General features: G+C 46.3%; 16 protein-coding genes, 2 tRNA genes and 3 rRNA genes. 11 read left to right on the plus strand and 10 right to left on the minus strand.

The features are described from left to right. Positions 1-52 precede the first annotated feature (52 nt). The 10 genes from AC4E92_RS02290 to AC4E92_RS02335 all read left to right on the plus strand — a co-directional run bounded on the left by AC4E92_RS02290 (position 53) and on the right by AC4E92_RS02335 (position 9632). Positions 53-889 (plus strand): phosphate ABC transporter substrate-binding protein PstS family protein, encoded by an 837-nt coding sequence (locus AC4E92_RS02290; protein WP_490238975.1) that lies wholly within the window; start codon positions 53-55, stop codon positions 887-889. Beyond that, complete coding sequence (locus tag AC4E92_RS02295; RefSeq protein ID WP_490238976.1) at positions 889-1755, plus strand: PstC family ABC transporter permease; 867 nt, start codon at positions 889-891, stop codon at positions 1753-1755. Before AC4E92_RS02290 ends, AC4E92_RS02295 begins: the two co-directional genes overlap by 1 nt. A 4-nt stretch (positions 1756-1759) precedes the next feature. Then, positions 1760-2563, plus strand: a complete 804-nt coding sequence (locus AC4E92_RS02300; protein WP_490238977.1) for a PstA family ABC transporter permease — start codon at positions 1760-1762, stop codon at positions 2561-2563. Next, positions 2556-3311, plus strand: coding sequence for a phosphate ABC transporter ATP-binding protein PstB (gene pstB / locus AC4E92_RS02305; RefSeq protein WP_490238978.1), 756 nt, complete (start codon positions 2556-2558; stop codon positions 3309-3311). The genes AC4E92_RS02300 and pstB overlap by 8 nt, the downstream gene beginning before the upstream one ends. Before the next feature lie 13 nt (positions 3312-3324). Next, a complete protein-coding gene (gene phoU, locus AC4E92_RS02310; protein ID WP_490238979.1) occupies positions 3325-4035 on the plus strand; it encodes a phosphate signaling complex protein PhoU in 711 nt (236 codons plus the stop codon). Positions 4036-4178: 143 nt separating this feature from the next. Continuing rightward, on the plus strand, positions 4179-5687 hold the full coding sequence (locus AC4E92_RS02315) for an ABC transporter substrate-binding protein (RefSeq protein WP_490238980.1): 1509 nt from the start codon (positions 4179-4181) through the stop codon (positions 5685-5687). Between the two features lie 66 nt (positions 5688-5753). Continuing rightward, a complete protein-coding gene (locus tag AC4E92_RS02320; RefSeq protein ID WP_490238981.1) occupies positions 5754-6761 on the plus strand; it encodes an ABC transporter permease in 1008 nt (335 codons plus the stop codon). Between the two features lie 32 nt (positions 6762-6793). After that, complete coding sequence (locus tag AC4E92_RS02325; RefSeq protein ID WP_490239179.1) at positions 6794-7651, plus strand: ABC transporter permease; 858 nt, start codon at positions 6794-6796, stop codon at positions 7649-7651. Positions 7652-7657: 6 nt separating this feature from the next. Continuing rightward, the gene (locus tag AC4E92_RS02330; protein ID WP_490238982.1) at positions 7658-8626 is read left to right on the plus strand and encodes an ABC transporter ATP-binding protein; all 969 of its coding nucleotides are present in this window, start codon (positions 7658-7660) and stop codon (positions 8624-8626) included. Positions 8627-8639: 13 nt separating this feature from the next. Continuing rightward, positions 8640-9632, plus strand: a complete 993-nt coding sequence (locus tag AC4E92_RS02335; RefSeq protein ID WP_490238983.1) for an ABC transporter ATP-binding protein — start codon at positions 8640-8642, stop codon at positions 9630-9632. Between the two features lie 89 nt (positions 9633-9721). On the opposite strand, the gene rrf is transcribed toward AC4E92_RS02335, so the two are convergent. From rrf to AC4E92_RS02385, 10 genes are all read right to left on the minus strand, one after another. Beyond that, positions 9722-9838: ribosomal RNA gene (gene rrf / locus AC4E92_RS02340) — 5S ribosomal RNA — on the minus strand. A 41-nt stretch (positions 9839-9879) separates the two neighbouring features. Continuing rightward, positions 9880-13652 (minus strand): 23S ribosomal RNA (locus AC4E92_RS02345). A 36-nt stretch (positions 13653-13688) separates the two neighbouring features. Then, positions 13689-13764: transfer RNA gene (locus AC4E92_RS02350), tRNA-Ala, on the minus strand. A gap of 5 nt (positions 13765-13769) precedes the next feature. Beyond that, positions 13770-13846, minus strand: a tRNA-Ile gene (locus tag AC4E92_RS02355). Positions 13847-13891: 45 nt separating this feature from the next. After that, positions 13892-15439: ribosomal RNA gene (locus AC4E92_RS02360) — 16S ribosomal RNA — on the minus strand. The 16S, 23S and 5S rRNA genes sit together here with 2 tRNA genes alongside, the layout of an rRNA operon. 219 nt (positions 15440-15658) lie before the next feature. Beyond that, positions 15659-16363 (minus strand): ABC transporter ATP-binding protein, encoded by a 705-nt coding sequence (locus tag AC4E92_RS02365; protein WP_490238984.1) that lies wholly within the window; start codon positions 16361-16363, stop codon positions 15659-15661. Beyond that, positions 16350-17120 (minus strand): ABC transporter ATP-binding protein, encoded by a 771-nt coding sequence (locus AC4E92_RS02370; RefSeq protein ID WP_490239180.1) that lies wholly within the window; start codon positions 17118-17120, stop codon positions 16350-16352. The genes AC4E92_RS02365 and AC4E92_RS02370 overlap by 14 nt, the downstream gene beginning before the upstream one ends. A 9-nt stretch (positions 17121-17129) precedes the next feature. Next, complete coding sequence (locus tag AC4E92_RS02375) at positions 17130-18179, minus strand: branched-chain amino acid ABC transporter permease (protein ID WP_490238985.1); 1050 nt, start codon at positions 18177-18179, stop codon at positions 17130-17132. 11 nt (positions 18180-18190) lie between these two features. Beyond that, on the minus strand, positions 18191-19069 hold the full coding sequence (locus AC4E92_RS02380; protein ID WP_490238986.1) for a branched-chain amino acid ABC transporter permease: 879 nt from the start codon (positions 19067-19069) through the stop codon (positions 18191-18193). A gap of 45 nt (positions 19070-19114) precedes the next feature. Further along, positions 19115-20233 (minus strand): ABC transporter substrate-binding protein, encoded by a 1119-nt coding sequence (locus tag AC4E92_RS02385; protein WP_490238987.1) that lies wholly within the window; start codon positions 20231-20233, stop codon positions 19115-19117. Positions 20234-20374: 141 nt separating this feature from the next. On the opposite strand from AC4E92_RS02385, the gene ltaE reads away from it, so the two are divergent. Continuing rightward, positions 20375-21406: a low-specificity L-threonine aldolase gene (gene ltaE / locus AC4E92_RS02390; RefSeq protein WP_490238988.1), complete on the plus strand. Its 1032-nt coding sequence runs from the start codon at positions 20375-20377 to the stop codon at positions 21404-21406. The last annotated feature ends 1 nt before the right edge of the window (position 21407 follow it).

The raw sequence follows: 21407 nt of genomic DNA on the forward strand, positions 1-21407 counted from the left end.
TATAACAGTTGAAAGTCAAAGAGGCATAAACAGATCAGAAGGAGGTGTTGGTATGAGAAAGTTTTTGTTTATGCTTGTGCTGGTTACTGCCGTTTTGATTTACGGCGAAACTCTGGTGATCAAAGGATCAAACACCGTTTATCCCATTGCGCAGTTGTGGATCGAACAATTTCAGAAAATGTATCCCAACGTTACAGCAACACTCGAAGGTGCCGGGTCCAGTACAGGGATCTCTGCACTGCTGAATGGAACTTGCGATATTGCAAATTCGAGCAGGTTCCTCAAAACCGCAGAAGTTGAACAAATGCACAAAGCCAACAAATATTTTGTTCCAGTAATCATTGCGTACGACGGCATAGCCGTGATTGTAAATCCAAACCTTGGCATTGATTCAATATCAATCGAAACACTTTACAAAATCTACACAGGACAAATAACCGAGTGGAATCAGGTTGATCCCAAATTACCAAAAAGACCCATCGTCGCATATTCAAGGAATACGGCTTCCGGGACCTTTGAAGTATGGCTTGAGAAGGTTTTAAAAGGGGACAAGCTCTCACCAAGAGTTCAGATGCTGGAATCTTCACAGGCTGAGATAGAAAGTGTTGCGAAAAATCAATATGCGATCGCATATACGGGAATGGGATATGTGACAAACCAGGTGAGAGCATTGAAAGTAAATGGAATTGATCCAACAGTTGAAAATGTTTTGAATGGCAAGTACCCGCTGAGTAGACCGTTGTTTGTGTTCTTCGACTTGAGCAGATTTGGCAATATCTGGCCCGAAGGCAATATCATCGCCGATTACATAAGATTCATACTCTCCCCCGAGGGACAAAAACTCGTTGAAAAAGCTGGTTATATACCGGCTTACGGGACGGCAAGATGATGAAAAAGATAAGTGCTTGGCTTTTCAATTTCATCGTTTTCACAGCTGCCACACTGGTGGTGGCTGCACTTTTTGGTATAGTTTTCTTTCTGTTTTTTGAATCCATCAGAGCCATCAAAGAAGTGGGATGGGGTCTTTTCTCATCAGAGTGGTTCCCGGTGTGGAAAGAACCAGAATTCGGCATAAGGACTATGCTGTTAAATTCGCTCATTCTGACCTCATGGACGAGTTTCATCGTTTTTGTGATCGGTATTACAGTTGCTCTTTACCTGCACAGTTACGCAAACGGGAAAGAAAAAAAATTCATGCTCAGGGTATTCGAGTACATGAGTGGTATCCCGTCTGTTGTGTTGGGATTTTTTGGTGTCGTGATCGTAGCACCAGTACTGCTCAAAGCTGGTGCTTGGACCGGACAAAATTTTTTCAACGCCTCTTTCATGCTCTGCGTCCTGACACTGCCGTTTATGATAAGCCTATCCTATCAATCCTTGGAAAAAGTACCAGAAGAAATTTCTCAAGCCGCTGTCTCAATAGGTGCAAAACAGTTCTCTGTGATGATGGTTGAAATAAGATACGCAATGCCAGCAATAGTGAATGCGGCGATGAGCGTTTTCAACAGGATTTTTGGTGAAACCATGATTGTCCTGATGGTCGCTGGTGGAAGCAATCTACTAATGAAGTCATTTTTTAACCCGATCAGACCATTGACAGCAGCGCTGGGAAGTGAACTGGGTGAAGTAGAAGTGAAAAGTCTGCATTACAGTGCGCTGTTTTTCATAGGATTCTTACTGCTGACTCTTTCTTTAGTCATAACGGTGCTGACAAATTACATCGTGAGATGGCGCGAGAAATGGATAAGGAGATGATCAAATGAAATGGCTTTTTAGACTCATAAGCTACAGTGTTTTGATTCTAATGTTAGTAATTATCTTGCTCATAGTCCTTCCAGGTATGAGATTTCTGTTTCAACCAGGTTTTTTCACGCAATTTCCAAAATCTTCTATGACAGAAGGTGGTGTATTTCCTGCCATCGTCGGTTCACTACTTTTGATGCTTTTAGTTTTTATCATAGTGACACCACTTGGTCTACTCGGAGCCATTTTCATCGCCGAATTTGCAAGCAAAAGATTATCTATTATTCTTCAATCTCTTGCTGGAACGATGAACAGCATCCCGTCAATAGTGTATGGACTGTTTGGTCTGAGCTTTTTCTGTGTAAGCCTTGGGTTTAGGACCTCGTTGATATCTGCATCACTCACTCTGTCAACAATGGCAATACCTTTCTTTATAAACAGTGCCGTCGAGTTTCTCCGGGCGGTACCTAAAGAGCTTCGTGAAGGGGTAATAGCGCTCGGTGCCAGTAGATTTCAAACAACTCTGATGGTAATCAAATCAAGCAAGAATGGCATTTTAACGACGTTGATGTTGACTCTTGGTAGGGCTTTCAGCGAGACAGCTCCTATATTGATCACAGGTGCTGTTTTCTACGCAACCAAACTCCCGACAAGACTGACCGATCCAATCATGACTTTACCCACGAGTATTTACGCAATAGTCATGAATCTGGGAGAAAGATCTCAGTGGATGGCACGCGGAATGGCGAGTTTGATGACTCTGGTCATGATCCTGATCTATTCCGTTGTGCAGGTTTTGAGGGGGCGAAAAGATGGATGAAATCATTTTTGAGATAAAAGATCTATGCGCATACTATGGTACCCACAGGGTGCTTGATCATATCAACGTGAAAATAAAATCGAAAAAGATAACTGCCATCATGGGTCCTTCTGGATGTGGCAAAAGTACTCTTTTGAGGTCTTTGAACAGGCTCAATGACCTGATAGAGGATTTTTCCATCACAGGGCAGATACTGTACAAAAGTCAGGATATTTACACAATCAAAGATCTGAGTACGTATCGTCGCAAAGTAACAATGGTATTTCAAAAACCCAATCCATTTCCGATGTCGATCTTTGACAATGTCGCATATGGATTGAAATTAATGGGAATTAAAGACAGAGATGTGCTCAAAAGGAAAGTTGAAGACGCTTTGAAAAAAGCCGCACTCTGGGATGAAGTCAAAGACAAATTGAAAAAACCCGCAGTTCAGCTATCAGGTGGTCAGCAACAAAGACTGTGCATAGCAAGGGCACTTGCCATAGAGCCAGAGGTCATCCTGCTTGATGAACCAACGTCAGCCCTCGATCCAATCGCCACCACCAGAATAGAAAGATTGCTCGAGACATTGGCTGAGCAGTACACAGTTATCATAGTAACACACAGCATGGGACAGGCTCTGAGAGTAAGTGATGAGTTGATTTTTCTTTATCAGGGACGTTTGATAGAATACGGTATGACATCCGATGTGGTTAAGGCTCCAAATCACGAGATGACCAGACAATTTTTAACAGGGAAAATTGGTTAAAGGAGAGATATTGATGACCCAAAGAACTCTTCATTATGAGAAAGAGATAAATTTTTTGAACGATAAACTCAGGGAATTTTTGAATGGTGTTGAGCATCTGTTTGAAAAAACACTATTTGCAATTCAATCAGGTGACGAAAATCTGATAAACGATATAGAATCAATGGACGATTATTTCGATTCGCTTGACCTTGAAATCCAGACGACGGCTTTTGACATCATTGGAAAATTTCAACCACTCGCAGATGATTTGAGATTTGTCGTTGCGATGATAGGATTATCGATTGATCTTGAAAGGATTGCAGACGAATGTGTCAACATCGCACAGCTCAGCAGACATGTTCAAAGAGGAATAGAAAGTTTCACATCCTGGAAGACACTGAATGAGATGATCAAAATAATTCTGGTCATGTTCAAAGAAACCATACAAGCCGTTGAACACAGAGATCTTGATCTTGCAATCAAAGTGTGGAAAAAAGACGATGATGTTGATTCTTTGCACAACACTGGTCATGAAAACCTTATAGACCTCGCGTGTAAAGAAACAAATCCAAAGATGATGAGATTGTACTTAGAGGAAGCCTTCCTGATAAGACACTTTGAAAGAATAGCAGATCACCTAACAAATATTTGTGAAAAACTCTATTTCATGAGCACCGGAAAACAACTAAAAGAACTTCTGAAAAAGCCAAAAGCATCGACTGGCCACGGTTTGTCTGTTTAACACACATTTTGCAAGAAGTCTCCATCTTCTACAAGATGAAGATGAATTGTGATTGATAAATAAGTGGATGGTAGTTCACTTTATTCTGCTATTAACTGTGGTATAATACAGCTCAAGAAAACTCTTATCAGGGAGGGAAGGGTATGAAGAGGTATTTCGTGCTGTTGTTTGTTTTGTTGGTCGTTGTAGCGTTTTCTGCACAATTCATTGTGGTCGGTACCACAGACAAAATTCGAACACTTGATCCTGCCAATTGTTATGATTATTTCTCCAGCAACATTCTTCAAAATATCCTGGCTGGACCTGTGGATTACAAATTGGGAACAGCCGAGATCACACCGTGGTTATTTGAAAACTGGAGCGTTTCAGATGACGGGCTCACTTACACTTTTTCCATCAGGAAAGGAGCGATGTTTGAGGACGGTACACCAATCGACGCAGAAGTGTTCAAATGGTCATGGGAACGTGTACTCAGGCTGAATGGAGATCCTGCATTTTTACTGGGAGATGTCATTGATAAAATCCAAGTGGTTGACCAGTACACATTAAAAGTGACGCTCAAATACAAATTTTCAGCCTTTGTTTCAGTGCTTGGTTATACCGTCGCCTTCCCGGTTAATCCAAAAACTACTCCGGAGAATCAATTCTTAGATGGAGTGCCACAGGCTTCAGGTCCTTACAGAGTTACAGAATGGCAGAGAGATGTCAGAATAGTCCTTGAAGCCAATCCAAAATATTTCGGACCCGCTCCAAAAACTCCAAAAATAATCATTCAATTCTTCGAAAACTCCGCACAACTGAGAATGGCTCTTGAAACAGGACAAATAGATATCGCATACAGGCACATGGATCCAAGAGATATTCTCGATCTGAAGAATATGGAATCACAGCTTGGGATAAAAGTTTATTTAGGAACAAGTCCTCAGATTCGCTACCTGGTTATAAATGTTAAACAGCAACCCTTTGACAACGTTTACGTGAGACAGGCATTGTCTTATGCCGTTGACAGAGATGTGATTACAAAAACTGTCTTCTCCGATCTGGCAAAACCTCTGTATTCCATGATTCCAATGGGATGGTGGAGCCACATCGATGCCATGCCGAAACGCGATATAAACATGGCAGTTGAACTGTTGAAAAAAGCAGGTTATTCTTCTTCAAAACCCTTGCAGATTGATCTATGGTATACACCTTCGCATTATGGCTCCACGGAAGCCGATGTCGCACAGCTTTTGAAAAGATCCCTTGAGGAGACAAAAGCGATAAAAGTGAATATCAAATACGCCGAATGGTCAACGTATGTTGAATACTTTTTGAACGGAACCATGGGGTTGTTCCTGCTTGGATGGTACCCAGACTATCTAGATCCGGATGACTATGTCTGGCCATTCTTGAGCGAGAGTGGAGCCAAATCACTTGGCAGTTTTTACAGCAACATGGAAGTTGAAAATCTGATGATGCAAGCGCGCGGGATTGAATCAACACAAGAAAGATCAAAGCTCTATGAACAGGTTCAGAAAATCTTAGCCCAGGATGTTCCATACATACCACTCTGGCAGGGTTTTGCAGATTGTGAGGCAAAGGCAAACATATCCGGTATAATCCTTGAACCCACACAGATATTCAGATACTATGTACTTGAGAAAAAATAACCTCTTCTTTGACCTATAAAGCCCGCCTGTGTGCGGGCTTTTTTGCAGAGCTGTGAGGTGATTGCTTTGTCATTGAAAAGTTATATAATAACAAGGATAATTCTTGCCCTTCCAATGGTTTTCATCTTGCTTGCCGTTATATTTTTTATTCTCAGAATCATACCCGGAGATCCTGTGCTTGCTATCCTGGGCGGTAAAGCTCCCATCGAAGTCATCCAGCAAAAACGCCACGAATTGGGTCTGGATAAGCCCGTTTTAATTCAGTTTTTCGACTATCTCAAAGCAGTTGTGACCGGTAATCTCGGTACATCCACACTCACCAACAGACCTGTTCTTGAAGAACTCAAAGATCGTTTTCCAGCAACCTTGGAGCTCACGATCTTTTCTTTTTTAATAGCTCTCCTGATCGGGTTATTCTGGGGAGCAGAAAGTGCCTGGAGAAAAGATGAGGCATTGGACATCACGGCAAGGGTTTATTCGCTACTACTGTATGCGATACCCGTCTTCTGGCTTGGTCTGATTCTGCAACTGGTGTTCGCTTCCTATTTAAGATGGCTCCCTGTTGGTGGAAGAATCTCTGCCACAGCCGAATTCAAGATTGTCACAGGACTCTACATTCTGGACGCCATTCTCTCAAGAGACTGGCATGGACTGGTCGACGTTCTTCGCTATTTAACACTGCCAAGCATAACACTGGGTATGGTCATCTCCAGTGTATTTTTACGGATGGTCCGCAACAACACCGTTTTGATGTTATCAAAAGATTTTGTGAAAGCTGCCAGAGCAAGAGGCTTGAGAAAGAGGATAGTTCTTTATGGGCACGCTGTGAGAAATGCCTTTGTCCCGATATTCACGATCATGGGTATGGAATTTGCCATATTGCTCGCAGGTGCTATTCTAACAGAAACGACTTTCTCCTGGCCTGGTATAGGCAGTTACCTGGTTATGAAAATACGTTACAGAGATTTTCCTGCAATTCAGGGCACCATAGTCTTCTTCGCATTATTCATAGTGGTGATAAGCATCATCATAGATATAGTGAATGCGCTGGTTGATCCAAGAGTCAGGTATTGAGGGGTGGTCAGGTGGTTAAAAGCAGGACCTTTCTGAGCGAAAAAATAGGTGAATTCATAAAAGATTTAACAGGTTCTGGAACCGGCAGATTGACAATCGTTGGCTCTTGCATTCTCATTTTTTTCATCATTTTAGCCATCTTTGCGCCATACATAGCGCCGTATGATCCAACAGAAAAGGTTGGTCTGTCTCTGGAACCACCTTCGAAACAATTCTGGTTTGGAACGGATAATTTGGGAAGGGACATATTGAGCAGAGTCATATATGGCTCAAGAATAGCTTTGAGTATTTCTTTTATGGGAGTTGCAATAGCCTTTGCCGTAGGTGTCCCGCTGGGATTGATTTCCGGATACCTGGGTGGATGGATTGACAGGATCTTAACTCTGATAATGGACGCAATGTACATTTTTCCCGGACTGGTTCTTGCCATAGCTATCGCTGCCGTTCTGGGACCGGGTGTGATAAACATATCACTTTCAATTGCCGTTGTTTATGCACCTACATATTTCAGAATCATCAGAAATCAGGTGACATCAATCAAAAGTGAACTCTACGTGGAAGCTGCCAAGGCTCTTGGTGCCAAAAACTGGGAAATACTTGTCAGGTATATCTTTCCGAATGTTCTGCCGTCTGTTGTTGTCGTTCTATCGATGAATCTTGCGGATGCACTCATGACAGAAGCCGGTTTGTCCTTTCTGGGACTTGGCATAGCTCCTCCGACTCCGGACTGGGGATTTGATTTGAGCAGCGGACAGAGATTTGTCCTGAGCAGAGCCTGGTGGGGAATAATGTTTCCCGGACTTGCAATTGTTTGTGCGGCTCTTGGCTTTTCCATGTTCAGCGAAGGAATTAACGAGCTGCTGAATCCAACAATTCGCGAAAGAAGGTGATAAAACATGAGCCACAGCGAAGAAGAAACTGTACTGAAAGCTGAAAACCTCAAAATACATTATCACACCCAAAAAGGATACGTAAGAGCCGTCGACGGTATAGACCTTGCACTGAAAAAAGGCAAAACGATAGGTATTGTTGGAGAATCCGGATGCGGAAAGTCCACTTTTGGCCAGGGTATACTGAAACTGCTACCTGCGAAAACGAAATATGAAGGCAAATTATCAGTTGGAAAAATCGATGTAATTCCATTGAACGAAAAAGAGATGAAAAAAGTACGTGGAAAAGTTGTGGGAATGATTTTTCAAGACCCAATGACATCTCTCAATCCAGTGGTAAAAGTCGAAAAATTGTTCTACGAAACACTCAAAGAGCACGAACCGGATATATCTTTTGACACAGCACGGGAAAGAACAGCGAAAATCTTAGAAAAAGTCGGCATCGAACCAGAGAGAATGCGAGAATATCCATTTCAATTCAGCGGTGGAATGCGTCAGAGGGTCATGATAGCTCTCGCACTTGTTTTGAATCCAGACATAATAATCGCAGATGAGCCCACAACATCGCTCGATGTGATCGTTCAGGCGCAAATTCTGGAACTCTTAGATGAACTCAGGCAAAGCTACAATACCTCTATCATACTGATCACACACGATCTTGGAGTAGTCGCCCAGATGGCTGACATAATAGCTGTCATGTATGCTGGACAGATAGTAGAACAAAACATCAAAAGCAAAATTTACTACGAGCCGAAACATCCATACACAAAATTACTTTTAAAAAGCATCCCAAATACCAATCCAAAAGATCTTCAACTCAATTTCATTGCAGGATCACCTCCATCGTTGCTCAATGTACCGCAAGGATGTCGTTTTGCCAGTAGATGTCCGTTCAAGATGACTATCTGCGAAAAAGATCCACCCATCTTTAATGTGGACGAAGGACAGGTTAAGTGCTGGCTGTATCGCTCTTGAAGGAGTGAGAAAAGTGAGTTTGCTGCGCGTCTCGAAATTGAAAAAATATTTCGCCGTTAAAAGAAGTGTGGGAGAAGTACTGATGAGAATTCCGCAGAAATTTGTCAAAGCCGTCGATGGTATTTCTTTTGAGATAGAACAGGGGGAAACCTTTGGGTTAGTGGGAGAATCGGGAAGCGGGAAAACCACAACAGGCAGGCTTGTGCTCAAGTTGATAGAGCCAACTGAAGGAACCATAGAATTTGATGGAGTTGATATCACCAAACTAACCAGCAACGAGATAAGACCGCTTAGAAAGAAAATGCAGATAATCTTTCAAGATCCCATGGCTGCTTTAAATCCATATATGAAAATAGGAGATGCCATCAAACACGGTTTGGAAATACACAACATTGGAAAAAGCGAACAGGAAAGAAGAAAAATGGTTTTTGAAATGCTTGAAAAAGTCAATCTTCAACCGGAAATTTATTCTCGTTACCCTCATGAACTTTCCGGTGGTCAGAGACAGCGGGTGGTGATAGCCCGAGCATTGATTCTAAAACCAAAATTCGTTGTCGCCGATGAAGCACTTGCCATGCTCGATGTCTCTGTGAGATCGCAGTTATTAAAGCTCCTGATCGATCTGAAAAAAGAAATGAATTTGACATTTTTGTTCATAACTCACGACCTTGCAACCACCAAATACATCTGCAACAAGATAGGAGTAATGTACCTTGGAAAATTCGTCGAAATAGGTACATATAACCACATCTACGAATCTCCCATGCATCCGTACACCAAGGCTCTAATATCAGCCATTCCAGAACCAGATCCAGAGATCATGAGTTCAAAAAAAAGATTCATTCCCCAGGGAGAAGTCCCAAATCCGATCAATCCACCAAATGGTTGCAGGTTTCACCCAAGATGTCCTTTTTCGATGGATATCTGTAGTTCAGTTGAACCACAGCTTGTTAAAATGAAAGATGGCAGAATGATCGCATGCCATCTGTATCAATCTGACATGTGAACTACCATCCACCTAAAGAGGTAATGGAGTCTTCTTGCTTATTTTTTTTGATAAAAAAAGAGGCTGCTTTAAAGCAGCCTCTTTAAATCCCCGGGCACTACCTACTCTCACATGGAGTCGCCTCCATACTACCATCGGCCCAGAACGGCTTAACGGCCGGGTTCGGAATGGGACCGGGTGTTTCCCGTTCTGGTATCGGCACCCGAGGAAACCTCGAAGAATCACTGGAAACTGCATAGGAAGCTACAAGGTCAAGGCCTCGGCCTATTAGTACCGGTTGGCTCAACACCTTGCGGTGCTTACACCACCAGCCTATCAAGGTCCTGTTCTCGGACCGGCCTTACTCCCTTAACGGGATGGGAGGTCTAATCTTGGGACGTGCTTCCCGCTTAGATGCCTTCAGCGGTTATCACTCATGGGCATAGCTACCCGGCGTATGCCCCTGGCAGGACAGCCGGTACACCAGAGGCCCACTCTCCCCGGTCCTCTCGTACAAGGGGAGACCTCCCGCAAACCTCCTACGCCTGCGGCCGATAGGGACCGACCTGTCTTACGACGGTCTGAACCCAGCTCACGTACCCCTTTAATAGGCGGACAGCCTAACCCTTGGGACCTGCTTCAGCCCCAGGATGGGATGAGCCGACATCGAGGTGCCGATCCTCGCCGTCGATGTGAACTCTCGGGCGAGACTAGCCTGTTATCCCCGGGGTAACTTTTGTCCGTTGTCGACGACCCTTCCACTCGGAAGTCGTCGGGTCACTAGGACCGACTTTCGTCTCTGCTCGACCCGTCGGTCTCACAGTCAGGCCGGCTTATGCCCTTGCACTCGTCGGTGGATTTCCAACCCACCTGAGCCGACCTTCGCGCGCCTCCGTTACATTTTAGGAGGCGACCGCCCCAGTCAAACTGCCCACCTGGCACTGTCCCCAACCTGCTCTTCACAGGTTCAGGTTAGAATTCCGACACACCGAGGGTGGTATCCCACCGACGGCTCCCCCGACCCTGACGAGCCGGGTTCACAGCCTCCCACCTATCCTGTACACGATGTGTCAGAATCCAATACCAGGCTACAGTAAAGCTCCACGGGGTCTTTCCGTCTAGCCGCAGGATGAGGGCATCTTCACCCCCGTTGAAATTTCACCGGGTCCCCCGCCGAGACAGTGCCCCAGTCGTTACGCCATTCATGCAGGCCAGAACTTACCTGGCAAGGTATTTCGCTACCTTAGGACCGTTCGTTGATATTCTTCATTCACCTCGTTTCGAGGTTATCCCATTTTGGGCCCCATGTTACCACAGGGGTTGGACCATATCATCATCCATGGGTCGGCGGCTCATCCCCGTTTGGGGTCAAACCCATGTGATGCTCGGCGTATGGTCTCTGAGGATCCTCACCTAAGCTATCTAAGATTTCCTGATCGGTGTGTTTTCGCTTTGAGCGATCATTACTCATTTGATTTCTCAAAGACAGTATTTTCTCAATTCCTTCCTTTGTCGTGTGCTCAGATCTTTCGATTATCTCCACGATCTTTTTGAATTTCGAATACGAGTTCTTTTTGATCGCAGAAAGAAATCTGAACCTGTCAAAGAAAGGTATCACATTTTCCTTAATCGCATTGAAATTGCTTACCTCGTAGTACCACACACCATCCTTACGCTGTCGGAGAGTTCCACAGTTCAAATACCTCTTAAAAAGAGCAAGTATAACTTTGTCTTTGTTTGATACGTTGAAAGCCACAGATATCTTCCAGCCATTTTTATAGTCATCCTTTTTTCTCACAACAACCATGAAGCTTCCTTCTCCATCTGCAAAACCTGCTAGATAATAACCTATCTTCAGTGGAATTTTTTTAACATCCAGCATGTAAAACTCTCCTTAGCTTAGATGAGTTTCCTGCGGGTTGTCTGGCGCTTTCGCACTCCGTGGGTTTGTTACCACATACGTGGTACCCATCGGCACTCCAGAGTTTCCCGCATACAGCCGAGTTTTTTACCGTAACTACAACGGTCTTTATAGTTACGGCCGCCGTTTACCGGGGCTTCGGTTTGGAGCTACGCCTTGCGGCCTCACCCCTCCCCTTAACCTTCCGGCACTGGGCAGGCGTCAGCCCCTATACATCCTCTTTACGAGTTTGCAGAGGCCTGTGTTTTTGGTAAACAGTCGCCAGGGCCTTGTCACTGCGACCGCTTCGGGCTCCCTCAGTTTCCAGGTTGCCCTTTCCCCTGAGTTCACCCTACTGCGGCACCCCTTCTCCCGAAGTTACGGGGTTAATTTGCCGAGTTCCTTGGCGAGGGTTGTCCCGCGCCCCTTAGCTTTCTCAGCTTGCCCACCTGTGTCGGTTTACGGAACGGGCACCTGCAATCTCAAACGGTACGCGAGGTTTTTCTTGGCAGCGTGGGGTCGGCGCCGTTGGACCCTCACGGGCCCTTCCCATCACGGCTCAGACTCCGGGTGCGGATTTACCTACACCCATCAACGCCCTAACCGCTTGGAAGGGAATGCCACTTACCCTCGGCGCTTACCCTTCTGCGTCACCCCTCATACCTCGATTGCAGATGGTGCTGGAATATTAACCAGCTTCCCTTCGGCTATCCCTTTCGGGTTCACCTTAGGGTACCGACTAACCCTGGGAGGACGACCCTTCCCCAGGTACCCTTGGGCATTCGGGGGGAGAGATTCTCACTCTCCTCTCGCATACTCATGTCCGCATTCTCACTTCCGCCTCGTCCAGTAGCCCTCGCGGGTCTACCTTCACCCTACAGCGGAAAGCTCCCCTACCGCCTGTACCTCGTCGGTACAGACCCATGGCTTCGGGGGATGGCTTGAGCCCCGTTACATCTTTGGCGCAGTACACCTCGACTGGTGAGCTGTTACGCACTCTTTAAAGGATGGCTGCTTCTAAGCCAACCTCCCAGTTGTCTGGGGTGCACCACATCCTTTCCCACTTAGCCATCTCTCCGGGCCCTTAGCCGATGGTCTGGGCTGTTTCCCTTTTGTCCATGGAGCTTATCCCCCACAGACTTCCTCCCGAGCTTTATGTGCAGGGATTCGGAGTTTGACAGGGTTCGGAGGTTACCCCCCTAGCCCTATCAGTGCTCTACCCCCTGCACAGACCACTCGAGGCCGCACCTCAATGCGTTTCGGGGAGAACCAGCTATCACCGAGTTCGGTTAGCTTTTCACTCCTACCCCCAGGTCATCCGAGGATTTTTCACTATCCATCGGTTCGGACCTCCAGTGGGGTTTAGCCCACCTTCATCCTGCCCAGGGGTAGCTCACCCGGCTTCGGGTCTGCCGCCAGTGACTTGCGCCCTATTCGGACTCGCTTTCGCTGCGGCTACGCCTCTATCGGCTTAACCTTGCCACTGACGGCAACTCGCGGACTCATTAATCAAAAGGCACGCCGTCACCCTTGCGGGCTCCGACTTAGTGTAGGCATGCGGTTTCAGGTTCTATTTCACTCCCCTCCCGGGGTTCTTTTCACCTTTCCCTCACGGTACTCGTGCACTATCGGACGATGGAGAGTATTTAGCCTTGGAGGGTGGTCCCCCCAGATTCCCGCAGGATTCCACGGGTCCCGCGGTACTCGGGAATATAGCCAAGGAGTCTTCTCCCTTTCGCCTACGGGACTTTCACCCTCTTTGGTGTGCCATCCCAAGCACTTCGGCTAGAGAGAAGATTTGTAACTCCTCGGTGCGTCCGTAGCCACACCAAGCTATATCCCACAACCCCAGTACGACAACGCCTACGGGCTTGAACATCGTACTGGTTTAGGCTCTTCCCCTTTCGATCGCCTCTACTCAGGGAATCTCGTTTGATTTCTTTTCCTCGGGGTACTGAGATGTTTCACTTCCCCCGGTTCGCGCCTTGCGGCGGCTGGTTTTGCAACCAGCCAGGTTTCCCCATTCGGGAATCCCCGGATCAACGCCTGTTTGCGGCTCCCCGAGGCTTATCGCAGCTTGCCACGCCCTTCATCGCCTTCCATCGCCAAGGCATCCACCGCATGCCCTTAGTACCTTGACCTTTCGCTTCCTATGCAGTTTTCAATGACCCTTCCATTGGTGGAGACGAGGGGATTCGAACCCCTGACTTCCTGCTTGCAAAGCAGGCGCTCTCCCAGCTGAGCTACGTCCCCGCCCATGGTGGGCTCGGGAGGAGTCGAACCTCCGACCTCACGCTTATCAGGCGTGCGCTCTCACCAACTGAGCTACGAGCCCGCTCAAGTCATTCAAAGATGGATAGCAGTCCCGATTTCTCCCTAGAAAGGAGGTGATCCAGCCGCACCTTCCAGTACGGCTACCTTGTTACGACTTAGCCCCCCTCACCAGATTCACCTTCAACGCCTTCCCTCCCTTTCGGGTTAGGATAAGCGTCTTCAGGTGCCCCCGACTCGGGTGGCTTGACGGGCGGTGTGTGCAAACCCCGGGAACGTATTCACCGCGGCGTGGCTGATCCGCGATTACTAGCGATTCCGGCTTCACGCAGGCGGGTTGCAGCCTGCGATCTGAACTGGGGGTGGTTTTCGGGATTAGCTCCCTCTCGCGAGGTAGCAGCCCTCTGTACCACCCATTGTAGCGCGTGTGTAGCCCAGGGCATAAAGGGCACGAGTACCTGACGTCGTCCCCTCCTTCCTCCGGCTCGTCGCCGGCAGTCCCCTTAGAGTGCCCGGCCGAACCGCTGGCAACTAAGGGCAGGGGTTGCGCTCGTTGCGGGACTTAACCCAACACCTCACGGCACGAGCTGACGACGGCCGTGCACCACCTGTGCAGGCTCCCTTTCCAAAAGGAAAGGTTCCCTTCCCTTTCGGGTTGGTACCACCTGCATGTCAAGCCCTGGTAAGGTTCTTGGCTTAGCATCCAATTAAACCACACGCTCCACCGCTTGTGCGGGGTCCCGCCAATTCCTTTGAGTTTCACCCTTGCGGGCGTACTCCCCAGGCGGCTCACTTAACGCGTTAGCTGCAGCACGGAGGAATAACTCCCCCACACCTAGTGAGCATCGTTTACGGCTAGGACTACCCGGGTATCTAATCCGGTTTGCTCCCCTAGCTTTCGGGCCTCAGCGTCGGGCACGGCCCAGGAGACCGGCTTCCCCACCGGCGTTCCTGCTGATATCTACGGATTTCACCCCTACACCAGCAGTTCCATCTCCCTCTACCGGCCCCAAACCCGGTAGTTTCGGGCGCAATTCCACGGTTGAGCCGTGGGATTTCACACCCGACACACCGAGTCGCCTACGCCCCCTTTACGCCCAGTGAATCCGGGTAACGCTCGCCCCCTACGTATTACCGCGGCTGCTGGCACGTAGTTAGCCGGGGCTTTCTCGTGAGGTACCGTCATCGACCTGGCATTTCCTCCAGATCTTATTCGTCCCTCACAACAGGGGTTTACACCCCGAAGGGCTTCGTCCCCCACGCGGCGTCGCTGGATCAGGCTTTCGCCCATTGTCCAAAATTCCCCACTGCTGCCTCCCGTAGGAGTAGGGCCCGTGTCTCAGTGCCCTTGTGGCCGGCCACCCTCTCAGGTCGGCTACCCGTCGTAGGCTTGGTGAGCCGTTACCTCACCAACTACCTGATGGGACGCAGGCCCATCCTTCAGCGAAGCAAACGCTTCTTTCATCCAACAGCCGTCGCCGTTGGATCGTATGGGGCATTAGCTGGAGTTTCCCCCAGTTATTCCCCTCTGAAGGGCAGGTTACCTACGTGTTACTCACCCGTGCGCCGCTGGTACCCTTGCGGATACCCGCTCGACTTGCATGTGTTAAGCACGCCGCCAGCGTTCACCCTGAGCCAAGATCAAACCCTCCACAAAACTTGTAAGAAGGTTTTGATTCTTGACTTTAGAATTTGCGGGACTGCTATCCATATTTCAATGACCCGAGGACAAAATACCTTGAGCCTTATTCAGACTCCAATCACTTTTATTTATTTTCCAAGACCCTTCATCTTTTGCCTGCTCTCTTGCGAGCGACCAGGTATCATAGTATCACCTGTCGTCAACCATGTCAAGTTACGAAAAAGTAAACACAACTCAACCACCCAGATAAGCCTTTCTTACCATCTCATTACCGAGCAACTCTTTACCAGTTCCCTGTAAGACTATCTGGCCCGTCTCAAGCACGTACCCATAATCGGCTATGTTGAGTGCCGCATAGGCATTTTGCTCTATCAAAAGGATCGTTTTGCCTTCCTGATGAATTTTTTCAATGACCTGGAAGAGTTCTTCGACGATTATCGGTGCAAGTCCCAAAGACGGCTCATCGAGCATGAGAAGATCCGGTCTGCTCATGAGAGCCCTTCCAATGGCAAGCATCTGTTGTTCTCCGCCAGAAAGTGTACCACCCTTCTGGTTGATTCTCTCTTTGAGTCTTGGGAAAAGCGTGAACACCCATTCCATATCCTGTTTTATGCCTTCTTTGTCCTTTCTCTGAAACGCACCGACCAGAAGGTTTTCCTGGACTGTCAAGTTTGGAAAAATTCTCCTGCCTTCGGGCACCATCGTGATTTTTTTAGAAACAATCTCATTGGTCGGTCTGTTCGCTATATTCTCACCTTCGAGCAAAATCTGCCCGGATTTCACCTTCACAAGACCACAGATTGCTTTCAAAGTTGTGGTTTTCCCGGCTCCATTTGAGCCTATCAGAGTTACAATGGAACCTTTTTCGACTTTAAAGGAGATTCCCTTCAACGCTTTTATCGCTCCGTAACTCACATGCAAATCCTTAACCTCTAACATACGCACTACTCCCCAGATAAGCTTTGATTACTTCCGGATTACTCTGTATTTCACTTGGTGAACCTCTCGCAATCACACACCCGTGATCAAGAACGGTTATTCTTTCACAGATTCCCATCACCACCTTCATATCATGTTCAATCAGCAAAATCGTCAAACCAAACTCATCTTTGATCCTTTTTATGAATCTCATCAATTCAGAAGTTTCCTCAGGATTCATTCCCGCAGCGGGTTCGTCGAGTAACAGAATCTTGGGTTTTGTAGCCAGTGCCCTGGCTATTTCGAGTTTTCTTTGATGCCCGTAAGGAAGAGAACTTGCCTTTTCGTTTCTCAAATTGTAAAGTCCAACTGCTTGGAGTAATTTCAACGACTCGGCTGTCATTTGCTCTTCCTCTTTTATGTATTTGGGTAAGTCAAAAACGGCAGAGAAAATAGACGATCTCAATCGGTAATGACATGCCACACGCACATTGTCAATAACACTCATCGTACCAAAAAGCTTTATGTTCTGAAAAGTTCTCGCTATACCCAGGGCTGCTATTTCGTGAGGCTTTTTTTTAGTGATATCCTGATCCATGAACAGTATTTTCCCTGAATCAACAGGATAAACACCGGTTATTAAATTGAAAATAGTTGTCTTGCCGGCACCGTTTGGTCCAATGAGACCTGCAAGTTCACCCTGCTCAAGTTCAAGAGAAACATCGTTCACGGCTATCAATCCACCAAATCTTTTGGTTACCTTGTCGAGTTTCAGGATAGCCACGGTTCATTCTCCTTCCGCTGAATGTCGCTTTTTAAAAGCGGAAAAAATTCCTTCCCATGAAAACTCCCTGTCGCCAAGTATGCCGTGTCTGAAAAAAAGTACTGCGATCATGAGTATCACAGAGAAGATAAGCATCCTCATGCCAGAAATACCTGGAATTGTTATACCAAAAATTTTCATCGGAGTTTCCACTATTCTGAGCCATTCCATCAAAAATGCAATCAGAACACCTGAAATCACAGTCCCTGTTATGCTCCCAAGTCCACCAAGCAGAACAATCAGCACAATCTGAAAGGTAAGCATTATGTTGAAGGCATTCGGATCGATCGTCATGACAAGGCTCCCAAGTAAACCACCTGCTATACCGGCGAAAAAGGCACCCACCACGAAGGCAAGAGTCTTGTGGCGGAAGAGATTCACACCCATTGCCTCAGCAGCTTCTTCGTTGTCTCTGATTGCCTTCAGTGCCCTTCCATAACTCGAATCGATCAATCTTTTTATGAAAAACACGGTGAACACTGCCCAGCCCCAGCTCCACCACAGATTTGTGTAAGTAGGCAAGCCCTTCAATCCCAGAGGGCCATTGGTTATGCTCTGTAAGTTGTTGAACAAAACTCTTATTATTTCAGAAAAACCGTATGTCACTATCGCGAGATAGTCACCTTTGACCCTCATGCACGGTGCACCAACTAAAAACCCTGCACACGCAGCGAGAAATCCTCCTATTAGCAGCGATGGGAAAAACGGCAGTTGAATCTGATTCAGTGGCCATATCAACGGTTTTATGAAAAAATTCATTGCCTTCAAATCGGGTGACATGTAGAGCAAAGCAGATGTATAAGCACCTATTGCCATAAATCCCGCATGGCCCAGAGAAAATTGTCCGGTGAATCCATTTATCAGGTTGAGACTCACACCGAGAATGACATATATCGCAGCGACATTCATTATTCTTATGATGTATGCGTCAAAGTGCGTTTGAGCATATCCAATGAATAAGAAAAACAGAAAAAGTGAAAAAACCGTGAGCCAGAAGGATCGCTTTTTATACACATCTATACCTCCTATGCCTCACCAAACAGACCGGTTGGTTTGAAAAGTAGTACGAAAACCAGCATGATGAAAATGAATGCGTCGCGATAACCTGCCAGATCTGGAAGGAATGCAACGAGCAAGATAGAAATCATTCCAATCAGGAACCCGCCCGTCATAGCTCCTTTAATACTACCAATTCCGCCTATTATTGCAGCCGTAAAAGCACGCCACCCTGGAAAAACACCCATGAATGGCCATATCTGTGGATATCGCAGAGCCCAGAATATCGCGCTTACTGCTGCCAAGCTTGAACCAACTGCAAATGTAAAAGTAATGGTTCTGTCTACATTTATTCCCATGAGCCTTGCCGTATCAAAATCATGGGCAAGAGCTCTCATTGCAAGCCCCATTTTAGTTCTGTACACCAGATAATTCAAAAACAAAAGAGCGGCTATCGAAACAACTATTGTCACGATAGTCACAAGCTGTATTTTCACTCCTCCAATATCCAGAGTTTTGTTTAAAACCTGTGGCTGATAAAACGGTTTCTGCCTGCCACCAAAAACAACCGTGGCAAAGTTTTCAAGCAGAAACGACATGCCTATAGCAGAACACAGTGAAGAGATTCGAGGAGCATTTCTCAAAGGTTTGTAAGCGACCTTCTCTATTGAAATTCCAAGTATTGCTGTCAGCAATATTGCGAATATGAATGACAACCACCACGGGAAAGAGAAAATAACTATTCCATAATAAACAAAAAAGGTAGCCATCATGAATATATCACCGTGGGCAAAATTCACCAGCTTTACGACACCATAAACAAGTGTGTAACCGATGGCAACAAGACCAAAAACAAACCCAAGCGCGACTCCGTTGGCAAGATGCTGCAAAAACAGTGACCAACTCATCCATGCACCTCCAGAAAATGCGCAGGCAAAAGCCTGCGCATTCTTTTATTCTGTTGGTCTTACGGTTGTCACATAGACAAACTTTCCATCTTTTACAACTCTTATAACGGCGTCCTTTATGGCATCTCCATTTTGATCGAGTGTGATATAACCAGTTGCACCTTCAAAATTCTTGGTTGAAGCAAGGGCATCCCTTATAGCCTTTGGATCTGCTGATCCAGCTCTTCTTATTGCATCCACTACCAGCATATACGCATCGTATCCAAGCGCAGCAAATGCACTGGGATCTTTACCGTATTTTTCTCTGAACGATTTTATGAATTCTGCCGCCCTGGGTGTAGTAGTAGCTTCTGTATCAAAATGCGTGCTGAAATAACAGCCTTCAACTGCTTTGCCACCGACCTGGAGAAATTCAGGTGCTTCCCAGGTGTCGCCGCCAAGGAAAATCTGTTTCATTCCAAGTTCACGGGCTTGTTTTATGATCAGAGCAGCTTCGCCATACGCTGCAGCAGGTATGAAAATCACGTCTGGATTCTTGCTGTTTGCAAAGGTGAGCTGTGCAGTGAAATCCTGATCCCCCGTTTGATAAGAGATAACCCCCAAAACGGCCTTGTTGTTCTTGGTAAGCTTTTTGAATGCTTCCTGGAAGTAATGCGACAGTCCCACAGAGTAGTCAGAAGCTATGTCCTGAATGACAACGGCTGTTTTTGCTTTGAGCTTTTCAACGGCAAACTGTGCCATAACGGTACCCTGGAATGGATCGATAAAGCATACTCTGAAAGCATAAGGCTTGCCAAGAGTCACCAATGGATTTGTTGGAGAGCATCCAACCATTGGAACTCCAAGCTTGTTGGCAACCTCACTACCAGGTATTGCCACTGCGCTTCCATAACTACCGATGATCGCAACTGCTTTGTGGTATTCAATCAATCTGGCAACGGCATTGGAAGCTTCCACTTTGTCACTTTTGTTGTCGACAAGTACAAGCTCAATAGGTCTTCCGAGTACTTCTTTAACCTGCTCGTGCGCAAGGTAAATACCTTCCATGGTCATCTGACCACCTGCAGCATAGGGACCTGTCATTGGCTCATACACGCCTATCACAATTGGTTCAGCAGCAAGGACTAAGGATGCAACCAAAAGCAGAGGAATAACCCATTTCATAAAAACACCCCCTTTTGTGAAAAAAATCTCACCATTGTTAACAAAGTTACCCAGCCGATAAAAAGTATAACACATTTTTTCTACTTCAAGTACTCCACTAAACCTTTGTCATGTTAAAATTTCGAAAAAGGGGGAATGAAGATGAAAATCATAGATATTCGAAGTGATACCGTCACAACTCCCACAGAGAAAATGAGAGAGGCAATGTACCAAGCACAGGTCGGCGATGATGTCTATCATGACGATCCAACGGTGAACGAACTTGAAGAATTGGCAGCACAGATAATCGGCAAACAGGCTGCTATCTTTGTACCTTCAGGCACCTTTGGAAATCAACTTGCGATACTCACTCACACCCTCAGAGGCGATGAAGTGATAATTCCATCTTCAAACCACATCTTTGTTCATGAAGCTGGTGCGCCAGCGGTGATATCGAATGTTCAGCTACATCTGCTGGATGATCCATACGGGATGCCACCGATAGAGAAAATAGAAAAAGCCATAAGAGACGAAGACATTCATTTTCCAAGAACCGGTCTGATCTGCATGGAAAACGCCCATTCCAGTGGAAAGGTTGTGCCTGTGGATTATCTTGAAAAAGTCCACCAGTTAGCCATAAAGCATAACATACCAGTTCATTTAGATGGCGCAAGAATATTCAATGCAGCGATAGCTCTGAATGTTGATGTAAAACAAATTTCAGCCACAGCAGATTCTGTCATGTTCTGTCTATCCAAAGGTCTGGCAGCACCTGTTGGTTCAATTCTAGCTGGAACAAAAGAATTCATCGAAAAGGCTCGAAGGGGAAGAAAATTAATGGGAGGCGGAATGAGACAGGCAGGTATTTTAGCTGCGGCTGGAATTGTGGCACTCACACAGATGATAGACAGACTCAAAGAAGATCATGAGAATGCAAAAATACTTGCACACCTTTTGAGCAATATACCCCATGTGAAAGTCTTTGAGGATCAACTGGACATAAATATGGTCTTTTTCAAATTCGATCTGATTCCAGCTCAGATTTTTGTAAATGAGATGCTCAAAAGAGGCATAAAAATAAATCCACCATTCGACGGAGTCTATCGTTTTGTGACTCACAAAGACATTTCAAAACAGGATCTGTACACAATCACCAACGCTTTTGAACAAATTGTCAAATCGTTCACCAAATGAA

Source organism: Pseudothermotoga sp. (assembly GCF_031962025.1).
Taxonomy (GTDB): domain Bacteria; phylum Thermotogota; class Thermotogae; order Thermotogales; family DSM-5069; genus Pseudothermotoga_B.